Genomic DNA, 18,097 nt, shown 5'->3' on the forward strand with positions numbered 1-18,097 from the left:
CAAGACCCGTGATCAGCCGCCTGGAAGCAAAAGACCTCCTGCGCCATATCGGAACTCAGCCGGACGAAGACATCGATCTGGCCGAAGCGGCCCTGGCGCTGGCGGCACTTGACCATCCCGACGTATCGCTCCAGCGTTACCGCGACCATCTTTCGCTGCTGGCGGAACAGGTCGGGGAGTTGAACCCTCCCGATGCGGATACCCTGGAAGGCCGCGTCACCGCCTTGCAGGACGTCCTGGTCGGACGCCATGGCTACGAGGGCGATACGCTCACCTACGACGACATCCAGAACGCCAACATGATGCAGGTGATCGACCGGAAGAAGGGCCTGCCCGTAGCGCTCGGCATCCTGTTCATACAGACCGCCCGTGCCCAGGGCTGGAGCATCAGCGGCCTCAACTTTCCCGGCCACTTCCTGGTCAGGCTGGAATATGCCGGCGAACGGATCATCATCGACCCGTTCAACCAGGGTCAGACACGCTCCGTGATGGAATTGCGCGACTTGCTGAAGGTGGCGGCCGGGGCCGATGCGGAACTGACGCCGGAATACTACGCCACGGTCGGCAACCGCGATATCCTGCTGCGCCTTCAGAACAACCTGAAGCTCAGGTTCATGAAGGCGGACCGGGTGGACAAGGCGGCCGAAATCCTTGACGGAATGCTGCTGTTCGCACCGGAAGAGGCGATGCTGTGGCGTGAAGCGGGCCTGCTGAATGCCCATATCGGCAACCTGAACGCAGCGGTCGGCGCCCTGGAGACCTTCATGACGCTGGGCGGCAACGATCTGCTGCGCCACCAGACGGCCCTGCTGATCCAGCAGCTCAAGACCCGCCTGAACTGACTTCCGACCGTTTTCAATATTCTCAGCCTTGCTGACCCGCGGAGTGTACCCCGATGAGCCTCGCCGTCGCCATCCAGATGGACCCCATCGAGAGCATCAACATCGATGCCGACAGCACCTTCATGATGGCGCTGGAAGGACAACGGCGCGGGCACGCGCTGTTCCATTACCTGCCTCAGCACCTGAGCTTCCGGAACGGCCGGCTGTACGCGCGCGTACGACCCCTGGAAGTTCGTCGGGAGTACGGCAACCACTTCAGCTTCGGGTCGGAGCAGACGATCGATCTGGCGACCATGGACCTCGTCCTGATGCGCCAGGATCCGCCGTTCGACATGGCCTATATCACGGCTACCCACCTGCTGGAGCACATCCAGGCCAATACTCTGGTCGTCAACGACCCGGTCCATGTCCGGAACGCACCGGAGAAGCTGTTCGTCACCCACTTCCCCGACCTGATGCCGCCGACGCTGATCACCAGCGACAAGGCGGAGATCCTGTCGTTCCGGGCCGAGTACAAGGACATCATCGTCAAGCCGCTGTTCGGCAATGGCGGCGCCGGCGTGTTCCACCTGAAGCCGGACGACGAGAACCTTGGATCGCTGCTGGAAATGTTCACCCAGCTCTACCGCGAGCCGGTCATCATCCAGAAATACCTGCCGGAGATCCGGCAGGGCGACAAGCGGATCATCCTGATCGACGGCGAACCGGGCGGTGCCGTCAGCCGGATCCCCGTCAGCGGCGAGGCACGGGCCAACTTCCACGCCGGCGGCGGCGCCCAAAAAACCACGCTGACCAACCGCGAACGCGACATCTGCGCCGCGATCGGGCCGACGCTGCGGGAAAAGGGGCTGGTCTTCGTCGGCATCGACGTGATCGGCGACTACCTGACCGAGATCAACGTGACCTCGCCGACAGGCATCCAGGAGATCAACAAGCTGGACGAAGTCCAGCTCGAGGTCACCCTGTGGGACGCGATGGAACGCCGCTACCACGAACAGCACGCCGGCCAGCCCGTGTGAGCGGGCCGCTTTTCACTCTTCGTTGACGAAGGCGCAGTACTTGTCGGCGAGGGCGGCCACCGCCGCATCGTAGAGGCGCTTGCCATGCTCCGGCGTGGCAAGACCGGGGTTCGAACCGATGCGGCCGTCGGGGAACCGACGGCGGTAGTCGCGGGCGTCGTAGAACATGCTGCTGGGTGCTGTCGGCGGATCGAGCGGTGCGGTCTTGATGTGACCGGGGTAGAGATACTGGACGACGGACACTTCGCTGGGGGTGGCGTGGCTTCCTTCGGAGGCGCCGAACAACTCCCTGCTCAGCTTGTGGACGCTCTCGTTCTCCCACCAGCTTATGACCTTGCAGCGAATATCGGGCGCGCTCGGCCCCCACGCCGCCCGCAGTTCGGCATGGATTTCCTGAAAGGCCGCCCGCACCGTCGCGATGTTGCCGCCATGGCCGTTGACGAACAGGAAGCGCTGGAAGCCGTGCTCGGCCAGTGCCGTGACGTAGTCGCGGATGACCAGCATCAGGGTCGATGGCCGCAGCGTCATCGTGCCGGCGAATTCCATGTGGTGCGCCGCCATGCCGACGCCGATATTGGGCGCCACCAGGGCGCCTGTGGCTTCGCCGACGCCCCAGGCTATGTGCTCGGCGCAGATCGCGTCGGTGCCGATCAGCCCGTTGGGGCCGTGCTGTTCGGTGGAGCCGATCGGCATGATGATGCCGCGCGACGTCTTCAGGTAGGTTTCGACCTCAGGCCAGGTGCGGAGTTGAAGGCGCATCGTCCATCCCGTTGTTTTCCACCCGACGGCTGTGTCGAAAACCCGTCAGGCCTGCCGTAACACCATGGTAACGCCGGCATCGCTCTGCAATGTTCCATTCAGCGTCCAACGTCCGCGCTGAAACTGGAAAGTGTCGAAACGGGCGGTCGGACGGCCGCTGCCATGCAGAAGCACGACCGTATCGCCGTCGACCCGCCAGCGGGTCTCGGTCGCACGGCCCCCTTCGATCCCGCCATCGGACACGAAGCGGAGGGTGGCGAGGAATTGGCCGTAGCCGTCCTCGAGCGCCCATTGTCCGGCGGAAAGGTCCACCGGGATCGGCAGGGAGGACGGAGCGGCGGCTATGCCGGCGGGAGCGGCGACTGGATCGTTGGGGCTGCGGAGCACCCATGTCGTGCCGCCCGCCGCCGTATCGGTCCCGGTGACGGTGGCGCCCGACTGATCCTGTCCGGCATCGGTGAAGCGCACGGTCGGTCGGCCTTCGGCGTCATAGAAGGTCAGGGCGCCGTTCTCGGCCGACCAGAAGCGCGCTTTAGGATCGGTATCGCCACCGATCCCGCCATCGGGCGACAGCGTGATCCGGGAAGCGGAACCGCTGTCGGCGGGTCCGAACTTCCAGGTAGTTCCGGCAAGTCCATCGGTGGTGAGGGACGTGCCTGACGTCTGGAAAGATGCCTGGGACTGGAACGGAACCGGCTCCGGGACCGGATCCGACTGGGGTAAGGCCTGTGGTGCGGCCTGGGCGCCGTTGCCGTCGACGATGCGGAGGCTGCCGACCGGCACCGTGCCGTACTGGCTGGAGAAGGTCAGCGTCCAGCCGTTGCCCTGCTGTTGGGAAACGCCGGAGATGACGTGGTCGCCCGTGTCATAGATCGTCACCGTGCCGCCCATATCGACGGCGAGTCGGTTGACGTGGCCGAAATAGGCGTAGCGGATGTCGTTCTGGCCACCGCTGGAGTTCGGCTGGCCGAATTCCGAAGGCCACCACGAACCGTAGTTCCCGAACGAGCCGAAGGACGAGCCCGAACCCTGTGCCGGTTCCTGAAACTGGTTCAGGTCACCACCGAGCAGATAGGACAGGTCGTTGCAGACGCCGTCGACCTTGGCCTTCAACGCGTTGTTGAACAAGTCGCTGACCATCGTCATGCCGCCGCGCATCCACTGGCCGGCACCGCCGAAATCGGGATGGCTGAACTGGGCCATGGTGCCGCCGCCCCGTTGCAGGGCGTCGAGCATGGTCAGGACGCCATCGGTGCTGGCGCCGTGGCGCTGGGCGATCTCGGCAATCTTCGCCTGCCCTTCAGAAGTCAAATTCCGCATCGCCGGCAAACCCGTCCACAAATTTTCATGCATGACCGCCTATTACCATGCACGCAAAATCCGACAAGGCGGATTCCATCACCGGCGCGGCAATGCTGGCCTGATTAAACAGATAACCTGCATCGGCCGCCTCACCGCTTCCCTGCGGCAATCCGACCACGTGCGGAGAGGCTGGGATATGCCTCCGCCCCTGGCGGTTGGATCGTATTCGGCATACAAGAGCGTGTGCCATGAAGCGGGAGGCCTCACGTTGGTTGCGCGAGTGAATACGGTGGCCTTCCAGGGCATCGAAGTCCTGGATATCGACGTGCAGGTCCAGCTTTCGGGCGGCGCGGTCGCCTTCAACGTCGTGGGGCTGCCGGACAAGGCGGTCGGCGAAAGCCGGGAGCGCGTCCGTTCGGCCTTCTAGGCCTTGGGCCTGTCGCTGCCGGCCAAGCGCATCACCGTCAACATGGCGCCCGCCGACGTCCAGAAGGAAGGCAGCCATTACGATCTGCCGATAGCCCTGGGCCTGCTCGTCGCCATGGGCGTCCTGCCAGGGGAAGAGATCGCCGGCTATACCGCCCTGGGTGAACTGGCGCTCGACGGCAGCCTGACCGCCGTCGCCGGCGTCCTGCCGGCCGCCATCGGCGCCGTATCCCACAAACGTGGACTGATCTGCCCGGCGGCCTGCGGCAGCGAAGCCGCCTGGGCCGCCGATCTGGAAGTACTGGCCCCGCCGACCCTGCTTGCCTTGATCAACCACTTCAAAGGGACACAAGTGCTGGCCCAACCGAAACCTCATATGGAAGAGGTGGCGCCCGGCATGCGCGACCTGCGCGACGTCAAGGGCCAGGAAACGGCGAAGCGCGCTCTGGAGGTCGCCGCGGCTGGAAACCACAACCTCCTGATGGTCGGTCCTCCAGGCTCGGGCAAGTCGATGCTGGCTTCCTGCCTGCCGGGCATCCTGCCGCCGCTGGACCCGACGGAAGCGCTTGAAGTATCCATGATCCACAGCGTCGCCGGGCTTCTGCAAGGCGGCAGGCTGCTGCGCAATCGCCAGTTTAGAGAGCCGCACCAGGGGACTAGCCTGCCGGCGCTGGTCGGGGGCAGCTCCAAGGCCAAACCCGGCGAGATCAGCCTGGCGCACAACGGCGTGCTTTTTCTCGACGAACTGCCTGAATTTCCAAGGCAGGTGCTCGAAGCGCTGCGCCAGCCGCTGGAAACCGGCCGCGTGACGGTGGCGCGGGCGAACGTCCATGTTACGTATCCGGCACGCTTCCAGCTCGTCGCCGCGATGAACCCGTGCCGCTGCGGCTTCCTGGACGACCCGTCACGCGCCTGTGCCCAGGCGCCCAAATGCGCGGTTCAGTACCAGTCGAAGATCAGCGGCCCCATGTTCGACCGGATCGACTGTCATGTCGACGTACCGCCGGTCAGCGCCGCCGATCTGAGCCTGCCGCCGCCGGCGGAAGGTAGCGCCGAGGTCGCGGCCCGAGTCGCCGCCGCGCGGGCTACCCAGTCCGTCCGGCTGAAGGAAGCCCATACCGGACACGGCCAAGCACCCCGGACCAACGCGGAAGCGGACGGCGACCTGCTGGAACGGATCGCGGCGCCGGACCAGCCGGGCCGCAAGCTGTTGACGGAAGCTGCCGAGCGCATGCGGCTATCGGCGCGGGGTTATCACCGCGTTCTCCGCGTCGCCCGTACGCTGGCCGATCTGGAGGACAGCACGGGGGTACGCCGGCATCACGTCGCGGAGGCGCTGAGTTACCGGCGCGTGAGCCCCAGCCGCTAGGCTGCGTCGGGCGAAGCGATTAGATGTCGCACGGCTTGCGCCGGTGCGGAGTCCTGTTGCACAGTTTCAGGGAAAGCGTTTCTACCCGGCTCCTACGGAAATCCTGAATCATGGCCGCCATCCTTCAGCACAAGCATTACCGTCCCGGCGACCTCGTCTTCCGCAAGGGCGATCCAGGCGACCACCTTTATCTGGTCGAACGCGGCTCGGTCATCATCTGGACCGGCACCGAGGCCGACAAGCACGTTCTGGGCGAGGTGAAGTCGGGCGGGCTGTTCGGCGAGATGGCAATCCTGAACCGCAGACCCCGCATGGCAAGCGCCAGCGCCGCCGGGGAAACGCAACTGCTGGAGATGCCCGCCAGCATGCTGCGCCAGACGATCAACCGGGCGGACCCGCTGCTGGTCCAGCTCATCAACGGGCTGATTCACAACCTGCAACGGGCCGGCGGCGCCGTGGGAGATGGAGACGGACAGGTTTGAGTTCGGTACAGGCACTCGCCAAAGACGTCAGGTTCCTGGCGGGCATATCGCTTCACTGGAGTTGACGGCTGCCGGAATATGGAGCACTTGTCGGCTCCTTTCCCGATTACCTTCAGGAGTTCTTCGTCATGGTCGCCGCTTCCCTGCTCGCCGCGTTCTGGGCGGCCTTCGCGCTGGCATTGATCAGCCCAGGGCCGAACTTCGCCGTGCTGCTGGGCACCGCCATGCAGAAGGGCCGCCCCGCCGCCCTAAAGGTGGCGATGGGCATGGCCATCGGGGAGACGGTTTGGGGATTCGGCGCGGTATTCGGCGTCGCCATGCTGGCGGCGCGGAACCCATGGATCGAGACGGCGCTGCGTGTCGGCGGCGGTCTGTTCCTGCTGTATCTGGCCGCGCTGTCGATCCGGGCGGCCTTGAAGAAGGGCGATAGGGCCGATGCATTGCCGGCGCCCGAGAATGACGCGGCAACCGCCACTTCGGCCAGGGGAAGCGTGATGCGCGGCTTCGGGCTGATGCTGCTCAACCCGAAGGCCGGCGTGTTCTGGGTATCGCTGACCAGCGTGTTCCTGACACCGGAAACGCCGGCCTCCATCGGGGTGATCGCCGTTGCCGGTGCCGTGGCGATGTCGCTGGCGTGGCACACGACGCTGGCGATCGCCTTTTCGGCCGATGCGGTCACCGTGGCCTACCGCCGCCTCCGCCGGGGGCTGGAGGCGACGTTGGGCGTGGTGCTCGGCGGGCTGGGGTTGCGGTTGCTGGTCTCTAACTGATCGCCGTCATTCCGCCGGAGCGGGGTTTGGAGTCGAAGCCGGCGTCGCGACCGGCTGCGGCGGCTGGCGCTTGCGGGCGAACTTGCGCATCACGGTGTAGAAGACGGGCGTGAAGATCAGCCCGAAGAACGTGACGCCGAGCATGCCGGAGAACACAGCCGTCCCGAGCGACTGGCGCATCTCAGCACCTGCGCCCTGCGCGATCATCAGGGGCACCACGCCCAGGATGAATGCGAACGAGGTCATCAGGATCGGCCGCAGCCGGGTGCGGGCGGCTTCCACCGCCGCGTCGAACCGGCTCATCCCCTCGTCCTCGGCCTGCTTGGCGAACTCGACGATCAGGATCGCGTTCTTGGCGGCCAGGCCGACAAGGACGACGAAGCCGACCTGGGCCAGGATATCGACCGACATGCCCCGGATCAGCAACCCGGTCACGGCGGCCAGCAGGCACATCGGGACGATCAGAATCACCGAGAACGGCAGCGTCCAGCTTTCATACTGGGCCGCCAGCAGCAGGAAGACGAAGACGACCGACATGCCGAAGATGATCAGCGCGCTGTCGCCCGCCTGACGTTCCTGGAACGCCAGCTCCGTCCATTCAAAGCCGAAGCCGTCCGGCAGCTTCTCCGCCGCGATGCGTTCCATCGCCTCCAGCCCGAAACCGGTCGAGTAGCCCGGCAAGGTGGCGCCCTGGATCTCCGTCGCGGGATAGAGGTTGTAGCGGGTGACGCGGTACGGACCCGTGGTGTCGCGGAGTTCGGCTACCGAGCCGATCGGCACCATCTCGCCGCGCTCGTTGCGGGTCTTCAGGTTGGCGATATCCCTGGGGTCGTCACGGAACATGCCGTCCGCCTGGGCGGTGACACGGTAGGTTCTCCCTAAGAAGTTGAACTCGTTGACGAAGGTGGAGCCAAGGTAGACCTCCAGCGTCTCGAACACCCGGTCCGCCGAAACCCCGAGCATCTGGGCGCGTAGCCGGTCGATATCGGCGTAGATCTTGGGTGTGCTGGTGTTGAACAGGGAGAAGACGCTGGACAAGCCGGTCGTGCCGTTGCCGGCGGCGACGATCTCCTGGGTCGCCTCCTCCAGCGATTTCAGGCCGCGTCCGCGCTTGTCCTGGACGATCATCTTGAAGCCGCCGGAATTGCCGATGCCGCGGACGGGCGGCGGCGAGATCGTGATGATGAAGGCGTCCTTGATGCTGCTCAGCCGGCCGATCAGCTCTTGCTGGAGATGGTCGGCGGTCAGGCCGTGCTTCAACCTTTCCTCGAACGGCGCCATGGCGGAGAAGATGGCGCCGCCGTTGGACGCGTTGGTGAAGGTGGCGCCGTCGAAGCCCGCGAAGGGGACCGCGTGGTCGATGCCTTCGGTTTCCAGGATGATCTTGGTCGCCTCGCGCACCACCGCATCCGTCCGCGACAGGGACGATCCGGGAGGAAGCTGGATCACCGTGATCAGGTAGCCCTGATCCTGGTTGGGGATGAAGCCGGTCGGCGCGCGGTTGAACTGCCATCCCGTGGCGAGCAGCAGCAGGCCGTAGACCGACAGGACCATCAGCGGCAGCCGGACGAACCGCCGGGTCATGCCGCCGTAGCCGGAGGCCAAGCCGTCGAACAGCCGGTTGAAGCCGTTGAAGAAGGCGTTGACCGGCCGCATCAGCAGGTTGGACTTCCTGTGCTGCGCCTCATGGTCGTGCGGCTTGAACAGCAGGGCACAGAGCGCCGGGCTGAGCGTCAGCGAGACGAAGCACGAGATCACCGTCGCTGCGGCGATGGTCACCGCGAACTGGCGGAAGAACTGGCCGGAGATGCCGGAAACGAACGCGGCCGGAATGAACACCGCCGTCAGCACCAAGGCGATGGCGATCAGCGCGCCGCCGACCTCGTCCATGGTGCGGTGGGAAGCCTCGCGGGGCGACATTCCCGCCCGCAGGTTGCGCTCGACATTCTCGACCACGACGATGGCATCGTCCACCACGATGCCGATCGCCAGCACGAGGCCGAACAGCGACAGCGTGTTGAGCGAATAGCCCATCGCGGCAAGGACCGTGAAGGTGCCGATCAGCGATACCGGGATCGCCACGATCGGGACGATCGAGGCCCGCCACGTCTGGAGGAACAGGATCACGACGATCACGACCAGCGCCACCGCCTCGAAGATCGTCTTGATGACTTCGTTGACCGATTCCGCGATGAACTCGGTCGGATTGTAGACGATGTCGTACTGCAAGCCGGTCGGGAAGCTGGCGGACAGCTCCTCCATGGTCGCCAGGATGCGTTCGGCCGTCGCCAGGGCGTTGGAGCCGGGCCGCTGGAAGATCAGCAGCGGCACGGCGGGCCGCTCGTCCAGATAGCCGTTGGTGCCGTAGTCCTGGGCCGCCAGTTCCACCCGGCCGATGTCGCGGACACGGGTCACCCGGCCGTCGGGGTCGGTCCGCACGACGATGTTGCTGAACTGGCGCGGATCGATCAGGCGTCCTTGCGTCTCGATGTTGAGCTGGAACGCGCCCTGCACCGGCACGGGCGGCTGGTTGAGCACGCCGGACGCGACCTGGACGTTCTGCGAGCGGAGTGCTGCCACGACCTCCCCGGCCGTCATGCCCCGGCTGGCGATGCGGTCGGGATCGAGCCAGATCCGCATGGCGTAGTCGCGGGCGCCGAAGACCTGGACGTCGCCGATGCCGTCGAGCCGGGCCAGCACGTCCTTGACCTGGAGCGTCGCGTAATTGGAGATGTAGAGCTGGTCGCGTGACTCGTCGGGCGAGCTGAGATGGATCACCATCAGCATGTCGGGCGAGTTCTTCCGCACCGTTACGCCGAGACGCCGGACTTCCTCCGGCAAACGCGGCTCGGCCACCGCGACGCGGTTCTGGACCAGCACCTGCGCCGTATCCAGGTCGGTGCCGAGCGCGAAGCTGATGGTCAGCGCCAACCTGCCGTCGCCGGTCGATTGCGAGGACATATAGAGCATGTTCTCGACGCCGTTAATCTCCTGCTCCAGCGGGGCGGCCAGGGTATTGGCGACGACTTCGGCGGAGGCGCCGGGGTAGTTGGCGTTCACCACGATGGTCGGCGGCGCGATTTCCGGATACTGCGCCACCGGCAGGGTGAAATAGGCGAAGCCGCCGATTAGGGTGATGAGGATCGAGAGCACCGTCGCGAAGATCGGGCGCTCGATGAACAGGTGCGACAGCTTCATGGCGATGCTACCTGCTCCGGCTGGATCTCGCCGTCCTGCGGCGTGACCTTGGAACCGGGCCGGGCGCGGACGATGCCGCTGATGATGACGCGGTCGGTGGGCTCCAGGCCGGAGCGGATGATCCGCAATCCGTCCTCGATCGGGCCGGGACGTACGGGCTTGGGCACCACCGTGCCGTCCTCGGCCACGGTCAGGACGATCTTGCTGGACTGGTCGCTGACGATGGCGCTGTCCGGCACCAGGGTCGCGGTGTAGCGCTCCGATCCGGGCAGGCGCAGGCGGCCGAACTGGCCGGGAGTCAGCATCATCGTGGGATTGTCGAAGACGGCGCGGACGCGGATCGTGCCGGCTCCACGGTCGACCTGATTGTCGACAAAGTCGATCCGGCCTTCCAGCGGCCAGTCGCGCTCATCGAACAGGCGGGCCTGAACGCCGACCGCGCCGTCGCGCTGCTGCGCCAGCAATCCTCGCGCGGTGGCTCGCTGGTAGGCCAGGAAGTCGCTCTCGCTCATGTCGAAGTTGAAGTAGATCGGGTCGAGCGAGACGATGGTCGTCAGCAGGGTGGGAGCGCCGCCGGTCCCGCCGGCGATCAGGTTGCCGATGCTGACTTCGCGCTGGCTGACCCGCCCGCTGACGGGAGCGGTGATGCGGGTGAATTCAAGGTCCAGTTCGGCGGTCTGCACCGCGGATCGGGAAACTTCCACGCCGGCCGCCGCGACGCGCACTTCCTGGACGCGCTCGTCATAGGTGCTGGCCGACAGCACGTCGCGCTGGCGCAGCGCTCCGGCGCGGGCGAGTTGCTGGTTGGCAAGGTCGAGTCGCGCGTTGGATTGGGCGAGTTGCGCCTTGGCGGAGGCGAGGGCGGCCTCGTAGGGGCGGGGGTCGATCACGAAGAGCAGGGCGCCCTTTTGGACGATCTGACCGTCCTGGAAATGGATCGATTGCAGGTAGCCGGGAACGCGTGCCCGGATCTCCACGTAGTCGACCGCGCCGAACTGTCCGGTGAACTCGTCCCATTCGATCAGGTCGCGGCGTAGAGGGTGGCTTACGGTGACGGGGGGTGGCGGAGGCGCCGCAGTCTGCGCCTGGGCGGGTGTCGTGGTGCCGGGAAGTGAACCGTCGTACCAGAGCCAGGCGCCGCCGCCGGCCGCCAGGGCCAGGACGGCTCCCACCAGCCAGACGGCGCCGGATCGGCGCCGGTGAAATGATCCTTCAGTCATGTCTGCTCCCTTGTCGGCGGGTCCCTTATTTTGGCAAATACCAGTACGGGCTTCCGCCGGGTGACTTGTCGCTTGTCGCCGGTTTTTAGGAATCGGAATTATCGCCGGGTCCGGTGTTTCGGGATTGGCCGAAACCACCGGATACGGGGTGAGCGAAATAAAACGCGATACGCGTACTGCCCGGCAGTGCGCTTCGTCACAGCCGATATTTCCAACACGGTTTCGATTTCCACAAAACACGTACGGTTATTTGAACCGTAAGCACTGCGGTAGCCAATACTGTATCGGCTTTAAGTGACAGGTTTGTGACATCCGCACGCTCGTACGGCTGTAGCAGGCCTTCCGAGAACGATATGAGGTGATGTCCTATAACTTTCGGCGTCATCCGCACCGAAATCGTGCATGGAGCGTTTTGTCTGATAACATGGCTGCAATGCGGCAACCCACACACAAAAACAGGGCTGCATAAGAACAATCAGAGGGAGGAGACGAGATGTTACGTCGGCAATTTACATTCTTCATGCCAGTGATGGCGGCTGTGCTGGCCGCCGGTACGATGCTCGGCAGCCCGGCATCGGCTGAGATCAAGAGCGTCGAGGTCATAGCACCCGCAGCGCCCGGCGGCGGCTGGGACCAGCACGCGCGTTCGGTCCAGCAGGTGCTTCAGAACCAGAAGCTGGTGCCGAACGTCCAGGTGGTGAACATCCCCGGCGCCGGCGGCACGATCGGCCTTGCCCAGTTCGTCACCGCGAAGAAGCGGACGCCGACGCTGCTGGTCGGCGGCCAGATCATGGTCGGCGCCATCATCACCAACAAATCGGCCGTGACGCTGGACCAAGTGACGCCGCTGGCACGGCTGACCGGCGAGTATTCCGGCATCGTCGTCCCGGCCGACAGTCCGCTGAAGTCGCTGAAGGACCTGCTGGACAAGTTCAAGGCCGATCCGGGTTCGGTATCCTGGGGCGGCGGTTCGGCGGGAGGCAGCGACCAGATCCTTGCCGGGCTGATCGCCAAGGAAGCCGGTGTCGAGCCGTCCAAGGTCAACTATATCGCGACCGCCGGCGGCGGCGAGGTGCTGGCGGCCGTGCTGGGCGGCCACATCACGGCGGCGGTCAGCGGCTATAACGAGTTCGCGCCGCAGATCCAGTCGGGCAAGCTGCGGGCGCTGGCGGTGTCGTCGCCGGAACGCCTGGAAGGTGTCGATACGCCGACCCTGAAGGAACAGGGCGTCAACCTGGAATTCGTCAATTGGCGCGGCATCTTCGCTCCAGGCGGGATCAAGGATTCCGAGCGCAAGGAACTCGACGGCCTGATGACCAAGGTGACGAGCAGCGCCGAGTGGAAGGAACTGGCGAAGCAGCGCGGCTGGATCGACCTGTACCTGCCATCCGACCAGTTCGCGCAGTTCCTGAAGACCGAACGCAGCCAGATCGAAGGCACGCTGACCGAACTTGGGCTCGTGAAGTAAGCGTTTGCGTGCCGGGCCGTTGGTCCGGCACGCTTCCACCCTGCGGCTCGTCCGGCCTTCCACCAAAGAAATGCGTTGACAAAATACATCCGATAGCGGATGTATTACGTGATTGCATTGATTGACCGGAGGATACCGTAATGATCCGCATATGGCGCACCCTTGTGCGCTGGTGGCGGGAGGCCGGGACGGCCGCCACGCTGCATCACCTGCCCGACCACGTGAAGAAGGACATCGGCTTGCTGGCCGACGACCCCCTTCTTACGCTTGAACGCATCCGAGGTCGGAAGATTTAGATGCTTGCATCTATTGCCGGAATCGGCGATAGATGCGGGCGTCAGAAGAACACCCAATACCCGGAACGAGGAGACGACCATGCGAGCTATTCACCGAAACACCAGCCAAACCGGGTTTGCCGGCCACCGCTACGTATCGATGAACAAGCCGTCCGGCATGGTCCTCGCGACGAACGCATTCCTCATATGGTTTCCTGGGTGTTGTGATGCCGATTTACCTGACGCTGAAACGCGGTCCTAAGCTCTATGTGGAATATGCCCGGTGGGCGCGGCCCGGTCCCTGGCTTGAGGTACGGCGCGAGCGCGGCGAGCTGCTTTTCTGGTTCGGCCGCTGGCACGGCATCTACACTCCCAGGCGCTGGTCTCCTGATAAGCGGGGTATGCTGAATGGCGCCCGGCGTGCGACATGATGAGATCTTCACGCTGATGCATGTGCTGGAGGAGTTCCGTAAGCTCGACCCCGACCTGCCGATCCAGTACGCCCTGTCGTTCCTGACGCTGGCGCAGAACGAAGGCATGTCGATGCGGGAGCTGGCGGAACGCCTCGGCATCGCCCAGTCCTCGGCGTCGCGCAACGTGGCGGCGCTCAGCAAGTGGCACAGCTTCGGCAAGCCGGGCCTCGATCTGGTACAGGCGGAGGAAGATCCCCGCGAGCGCCGCCGCAAGATCATCTCGCTGACGCCCAAGGGGCATGAACTGATCGCGACGCTCCGCGAAATGATGCAGCGCGAGCCCCGCAACGAGCCCCGACGCGCGAAGACCGCCTGACCGCAGGCCAAGGTTGGGCTATGATGGGCTCCGGCATCGGGAAACCGGCGTCAGATCCCGCAGCACCGGTCCGGCCATGAACTACCCAGTCATCACACTGCCGAACCTGTCCCTGCGCCGTGTCACCGTCACGGTGCTGATGGCGGCTGCGTTGCTGCTGCCGGGCGCCGTTCGAGCGGCATCCGATGCGGATTTGCGCAGTTTCACGGCACCCCCCGGCAACGACGATGGCCGCCCCAGGCCGGATAAGGCGCCACGGGTGGCCGTCGAGCGACGCGCCCTGCCACCGCCCGGCGCGGAGGCGCTTTCCGGTCCCGGCGGCGACACCAAGTACGCACTGGCATGCTCGGCGGCGGAGGCGGCGACCATCGGTATGGCGGCGCCACGCCCGAATCAGAACGCCGGGTGTCCCAAGCCCTTCATCGTGATCGCCGAGCAGCCCTGATCCTTTGGCTACCCCTCACCTCGACCTGGAAATTTCCATGATGATCGATATGAACCACGTCAGCGGCCTGATCCGCACCGCCGTGGAAGCGAAGATCCTGCCCCGGTTCCGCAATCTGGCGGCGGGCGAGATTGCCCAGAAGGGACCGAACGATCCCGTCACCATCGCCGATATCGAAGCGGAGGAAATGCTGAGCCGGCTGCTGCTGGAGGCATATCCCGAAACGCGGGTGATCGGTGAGGAACTGGTATCCCGCGAGCCGGCGACGCTGGACGCGCTGCTGAGCGACACGCCGGTCTGGGTGATCGACCCGGTGGACGGAACGATGAACTTCGCGGACGGCAACCCGGTGTTCGGGACGATCCTGGCCTATGTCGTCGGCGGGGAGACCAAGGCCGGCTGGATTCACGATCCGATCAACGACGTCACGGTCACGGCCCTGCTAGGCGGCGGTGCGTGGTGCAACGGCAGGCGGCTGGAAGTGGACAAGGCGACTCCCCTGAACCGCTCGTCCGGGTCGGCTTATTGGACGTCCGAGGACTGGCTGGTGCCCGATCCGGGCATGGCGGCATCGGGGTTGTTCGGAGAACTGCGCAACCATCGCTGCTCGGCGGCGGACTACATCGATCTGGCGCTCGGCCGGCGGCAGTTCGTCCTCTCCACGGGATCGAAGCCTTGGGACCATGCGGCGGGCGTACTGATCGCGCAGGAAGCCGGCGGGTTGGCCGGCTTCCTGGACGGCTCCGATTACAGCGTGACGGAACTGGACGGCCGCGTCGTCGCAACGGCGACGGAAGAAGCGATGCAAGCCATCCGTGAAGTAGCCGGCCGGGTTGGTTGAGGCAATGGATGTCGGGCTGAAGAGGTCCGACATCTTCAGTGCGCCAAGGCGATCACCCCAACCCTCGCGCTATTCTCGCGCCAGCATGCGGCCGAGCTTCCGGCCGCCGAAGATATGGACGTGCAGGTGGGGGACTTCCTGGTGGCCGTTCTCACCGATATTCGCCAGGATGCGGTAGCCGTCGGTGGCCACACCGGCATCGCGGGCGACCTTGCCGACGGCGCGGATGAAGGCGGCGATCTCGGCGTCGGACGCCTTTTCCGAGAAGTCGTCGAACGACACGTACGGCCCCTTGGGGATCACCAGGATATGGGTAGGGCTCAGGGGGTTGATGTCGTGAAAGGCGAGGGTGTGTTCGTCCTCATGGACCTTCTTGGACGGGATCTCTCCGCGCAGGATCTTGGCAAAGATGTTGTCGGTATCATAGGCCATCAGTTGCCTCCGCTGGTGTGCTTGCGTTGTTCTTTCTCGGCGATCCCGCTGATGCCCTCGCGGGCGGCCAGGATGGCGTAGACCTCGGCTGGCTTGATGCCGGCGTCGGCCCACAGCACCATCAGGTGATACAGCAGGTCGGCGGACTCTTCCGACAGCTTCCGCTTGTCGCCGCGCATCGCCTCGATCACGGCTTCGACCGCTTCCTCGCCCAGCTTCTGGGCGATCTTGGCGGTGCCGCGCGAAAACAGCTTGGCGGTATAGGAGGTCGCCGGGTCCTGCCCGCGCCGGGAATCCACCGTCTCGTAGAGTCGGTCGAGAACAGTCGAATCAGCCGTATCGTCTCCGCTCATGCCGCCACCGTGTCGCGGACCTGGATGCCGGCCTTAGCCATATGGGCCTTGGCCTCCCCGATTGAGAAGATGCCGAAATGGAAGATCGAGGCGGCGAGCACCGCCGTCGCGTGGCCGTCCCGGATGCCGGCGACCAGATGGTCGAGCGTACCGACGCCGCCCGACGCGATCACCGGCACGCGTACGGCATCGGCCACCGCGCGCGTCAGGTCGATGTCGAAGCCGGATTTGGTGCCGTCGCGATCCATCGAGGTCAGCAGGATCTCCCCTGCCCCGTATTCCGCCATCCGCCGCGCCCATTCGACCACGTCGAGGCCGGTGCGGTTGCGGCCGCCATGGGTGAAGACCTCCCATTTGCCGGGACCGACCGACTTGGCGTCCACCGCGACCACGACGCACTGGGAGCCGAACTTTTCGGCGGCCTCGCGGACGAAGTCGGGACGGGCGACGGCGGCGGTGTTGATCGACACCTTGTCTGCCCCGGCCAGCAGCAGCTTCCGGATATCCTCGACCACGCGGACGCCGCCGCCGACGGTCAGCGGCATGAAGACCTGCTCCGCCGTACGGCGGACCACGTCGTACAGCGTGTCGCGGGCTTCGACGCTGGCGGTGATGTCGAGGAAGGTCAGCTCGTCCGCACCCTCGCGGTCGTAGAGCCGGGCCTGCTCGACCGGATCGCCGGCATCGATCAGATCGACGAAGTTCACTCCCTTGACCACGCGGCCGTCCTTGACGTCCAGGCAGGGGATCAGGCGCATCTTGAGCATCTACGCCTCGTCGGGAGCGGCAGCGGGAGAGGATAGCAGCGCCAGCGCCTCGGCCGGCTCGATCCGGCCGTCGTAGAGGGCACGGCCGCAGATGACGCCTTCGATGCCGGTATGCTCCTGAGCCTTCAATGATTCCAGGTCCAGCATGCTCGATACACCGCCCGATGCGATAACGGGCGTAGTCAGGGCGAAGGCGAGGTCGGCGGTCGCCTCGACGTTGACGCCGCCCATGGCGCCGTCGCGGTTGATGTCGGTGTAGATGATCGCGGACACGCCGGCGTCCTCGAACCGGAGCGCCAAGTCCAGCGCCTTGACCGTCGAGGTCTTGGCCCAGCCTTCGACCGCGACGAAGCCGTCGCGCGCGTCGATGCCGACCGCGACATGGCCGGGAAACCGGCGGCAGGCTTCCCGCACCAGTTCTGGATCGCGGAGAGCCACGGTGCCCAGGATGACCCGGTGGATGCCCCGGTTCAGCCAGTCCTCGATCGACTTGAGGTCGCGGATGCCGCCGCCGAGTTGGACCGGCATGGTGACCGAGGCCAGAACGCTTTCGACCGCCGCGGCATTGACCGGCCGGCCTTCGAAAGCGCCGTTGAGATCGACCAGATGGAGCCACTCGAAGCCTTGGGCGGCGAATTCCTTCGCCTGGGCGCCGGGGTCCGTGTTGAAGACGGTCGCCTGATCCATTTCACCCCTGACGAGGCGGACGCAGGCACCATCCTTAAGATCGATCGCGGGATACAAAATCATGGCTGAGCTTCGGTAAGGGGCTGAACGGCGGCGGAATGATCGAGGGAGGCCTGGTCGGAGGACGTGAGGTCCTTGTAGAAGAAATGGCCGGCGATGCCCTGGCCGCGCACGATCGCGTAGAGCGGGTGCGTGCCCCAGTGCTGGAAGCCCAGCGCCTTGTAGAGCGCTATCGCGGCGCGCTGGGTCTCGCGGACGTCCAGGTTCAGCACCCGGTAGCCGGTTTCCCGCGCCGCCGTCTCGACCGCCTGGACCAGCTTGCGGGCAAGGCCGTGACCGCGCGCCCAGGGGGCGACGAAGGACGTGGTGAGCTGAGCGGAATGCGCCTGCGCCTCGTTGTTGCGCGGCGGGGCGACGAGCTGGGCGGAACCCGCCACGACGCCGTCCAGCTTCGCCACGAACAGATGGCGTTCCGGCACGATCAGGACGCCTTTCCAGTAGCGTTCCATCACGTCGCGCGGCGGCGGATCGATCCAACCGAAGCCGCCGCCGTCGCGGATGGCCAGGTCGGCGGCGTCGCACAGGTCGTTGAGGTCGCCGGGGCGGAACTTGGTAATGCGCTCGACGGTCGCGGCGGTGGTCATCTCGGGCAT

19 protein-coding genes and 1 pseudogene are annotated in these 18,097 nt (G+C 65.4%); 11 read left to right on the forward strand and 9 right to left on the reverse strand.

Going from position 1 to position 18,097, the window contains the following annotated elements; translation table 11 throughout:
• Window positions 1-8 precede the first annotated feature (8 nt).
• Complete coding sequence (locus N826_RS10330) at window positions 9-842, forward strand: SirB1 family protein (protein ID WP_044428292.1); 834 nt, start codon at window positions 9-11, stop codon at window positions 840-842.
• 53 nt (window positions 843-895) lie between these two features.
• The gene (gene gshB / locus N826_RS10335; protein WP_044428294.1) at window positions 896-1,861 is read left to right on the forward strand and encodes a glutathione synthase; all 966 of its coding nucleotides are present in this window, start codon (window positions 896-898) and stop codon (window positions 1,859-1,861) included.
• 12 nt (window positions 1,862-1,873) lie between these two features.
• Here gshB and N826_RS10340 read toward each other — a convergent pair whose 3' ends face one another.
• Together N826_RS10340 and N826_RS44730 are read right to left on the reverse strand one after the other, a co-directional pair.
• A complete protein-coding gene (locus tag N826_RS10340) occupies window positions 1,874-2,620 on the reverse strand; it encodes a creatininase family protein (RefSeq protein ID WP_044428297.1) in 747 nt (248 codons plus the stop codon).
• A 45-nt stretch (window positions 2,621-2,665) separates the two neighbouring features.
• Window positions 2,666-3,940 carry a hypothetical protein gene (locus N826_RS44730; RefSeq protein ID WP_063772232.1) on the reverse strand — a complete coding sequence of 425 codons (1,275 nt, stop codon included), beginning with the start codon at window positions 3,938-3,940 and terminating at the stop codon, window positions 2,666-2,668.
• A 250-nt stretch (window positions 3,941-4,190) separates the two neighbouring features.
• Here N826_RS44730 and N826_RS10350 point away from each other — a divergent pair.
• The 3 genes and pseudogenes from N826_RS10350 to N826_RS10360 all read left to right on the forward strand — a co-directional run bounded on the left by N826_RS10350 (window position 4,191) and on the right by N826_RS10360 (window position 6,969).
• Window positions 4,191-5,717, forward strand: a pseudogene (locus N826_RS10350) (YifB family Mg chelatase-like AAA ATPase).
• Between the two features lie 110 nt (window positions 5,718-5,827).
• Complete coding sequence (locus tag N826_RS10355; RefSeq protein ID WP_044428299.1) at window positions 5,828-6,199, forward strand: cyclic nucleotide-binding domain-containing protein; 372 nt, start codon at window positions 5,828-5,830, stop codon at window positions 6,197-6,199.
• Between the two features lie 128 nt (window positions 6,200-6,327).
• Complete coding sequence (locus tag N826_RS10360; protein WP_044428301.1) at window positions 6,328-6,969, forward strand: LysE family transporter; 642 nt, start codon at window positions 6,328-6,330, stop codon at window positions 6,967-6,969.
• Window positions 6,970-6,975: 6 nt separating this feature from the next.
• Here N826_RS10360 and N826_RS10365 read toward each other — a convergent pair whose 3' ends face one another.
• Both N826_RS10365 and N826_RS10370 read right to left on the reverse strand, forming a co-directional pair.
• Window positions 6,976-10,167: an efflux RND transporter permease subunit gene (locus N826_RS10365; RefSeq protein WP_044428304.1), complete on the reverse strand. Its 3,192-nt coding sequence runs from the start codon at window positions 10,165-10,167 to the stop codon at window positions 6,976-6,978.
• Window positions 10,164-11,387: an efflux RND transporter periplasmic adaptor subunit gene (locus N826_RS10370; protein WP_044428307.1), complete on the reverse strand. Its 1,224-nt coding sequence runs from the start codon at window positions 11,385-11,387 to the stop codon at window positions 10,164-10,166. The genes N826_RS10365 and N826_RS10370 overlap by 4 nt, the downstream gene beginning before the upstream one ends.
• A 493-nt stretch (window positions 11,388-11,880) precedes the next feature.
• On the opposite strand from N826_RS10370, the gene N826_RS10375 reads away from it, so the two are divergent.
• The 6 genes from N826_RS10375 (at window position 11,881) to N826_RS10395 (ending at window position 15,205) form a co-directional block, all read left to right on the forward strand.
• The gene (locus N826_RS10375; protein WP_044428308.1) at window positions 11,881-12,855 is read left to right on the forward strand and encodes a Bug family tripartite tricarboxylate transporter substrate binding protein; all 975 of its coding nucleotides are present in this window, start codon (window positions 11,881-11,883) and stop codon (window positions 12,853-12,855) included.
• 140 nt (window positions 12,856-12,995) lie between these two features.
• Window positions 12,996-13,151 carry a YjiS-like domain-containing protein gene (locus tag N826_RS42955; protein WP_147040356.1) on the forward strand — a complete coding sequence of 52 codons (156 nt, stop codon included), beginning with the start codon at window positions 12,996-12,998 and terminating at the stop codon, window positions 13,149-13,151.
• Between the two features lie 206 nt (window positions 13,152-13,357).
• On the forward strand, window positions 13,358-13,561 hold the full coding sequence (locus N826_RS10380; RefSeq protein WP_044428311.1) for a hypothetical protein: 204 nt from the start codon (window positions 13,358-13,360) through the stop codon (window positions 13,559-13,561).
• The gene (locus N826_RS10385) at window positions 13,551-13,919 is read left to right on the forward strand and encodes a MarR family winged helix-turn-helix transcriptional regulator (RefSeq protein WP_244619488.1); all 369 of its coding nucleotides are present in this window, start codon (window positions 13,551-13,553) and stop codon (window positions 13,917-13,919) included. Before N826_RS10380 ends, N826_RS10385 begins: the two co-directional genes overlap by 11 nt.
• A 76-nt stretch (window positions 13,920-13,995) precedes the next feature.
• Window positions 13,996-14,364 carry a hypothetical protein gene (locus tag N826_RS10390; protein ID WP_044428315.1) on the forward strand — a complete coding sequence of 123 codons (369 nt, stop codon included), beginning with the start codon at window positions 13,996-13,998 and terminating at the stop codon, window positions 14,362-14,364.
• Between the two features lie 37 nt (window positions 14,365-14,401).
• A complete protein-coding gene (locus N826_RS10395; RefSeq protein ID WP_052831004.1) occupies window positions 14,402-15,205 on the forward strand; it encodes an inositol monophosphatase family protein in 804 nt (267 codons plus the stop codon).
• Between the two features lie 69 nt (window positions 15,206-15,274).
• Here N826_RS10395 and N826_RS10400 read toward each other — a convergent pair whose 3' ends face one another.
• Genes N826_RS10400 through N826_RS10420 form a run of 5 tightly spaced genes read right to left on the reverse strand, consistent with a single transcriptional unit; the run spans window position 15,275 to window position 18,097 of the window.
• A complete protein-coding gene (locus tag N826_RS10400; RefSeq protein WP_044428317.1) occupies window positions 15,275-15,637 on the reverse strand; it encodes a histidine triad nucleotide-binding protein in 363 nt (120 codons plus the stop codon).
• Window positions 15,637-15,990 carry a phosphoribosyl-ATP diphosphatase gene (locus N826_RS10405; RefSeq protein ID WP_044428319.1) on the reverse strand — a complete coding sequence of 118 codons (354 nt, stop codon included), beginning with the start codon at window positions 15,988-15,990 and terminating at the stop codon, window positions 15,637-15,639. Before N826_RS10405 ends, N826_RS10400 begins: the two co-directional genes overlap by 1 nt.
• Complete coding sequence (gene hisF, locus N826_RS10410; RefSeq protein ID WP_044428322.1) at window positions 15,987-16,757, reverse strand: imidazole glycerol phosphate synthase subunit HisF; 771 nt, start codon at window positions 16,755-16,757, stop codon at window positions 15,987-15,989. The genes N826_RS10405 and hisF overlap by 4 nt, the downstream gene beginning before the upstream one ends.
• Window positions 16,758-17,507: a 1-(5-phosphoribosyl)-5-[(5-phosphoribosylamino)methylideneamino]imidazole-4-carboxamide isomerase gene (gene hisA / locus N826_RS10415; protein ID WP_044428324.1), complete on the reverse strand. Its 750-nt coding sequence runs from the start codon at window positions 17,505-17,507 to the stop codon at window positions 16,758-16,760.
• Entirely contained in the window at window positions 17,504-18,097 is a 594-nt protein-coding gene (locus N826_RS10420; protein WP_044428327.1) for a GNAT family N-acetyltransferase, read from the reverse strand. Before N826_RS10420 ends, hisA begins: the two co-directional genes overlap by 4 nt.

This window comes from Skermanella aerolata KACC 11604 (assembly GCF_000936425.1).
In the GTDB taxonomy this organism is placed as follows: Bacteria; Pseudomonadota; Alphaproteobacteria; order Azospirillales; family Azospirillaceae; genus Skermanella; species Skermanella aerolata.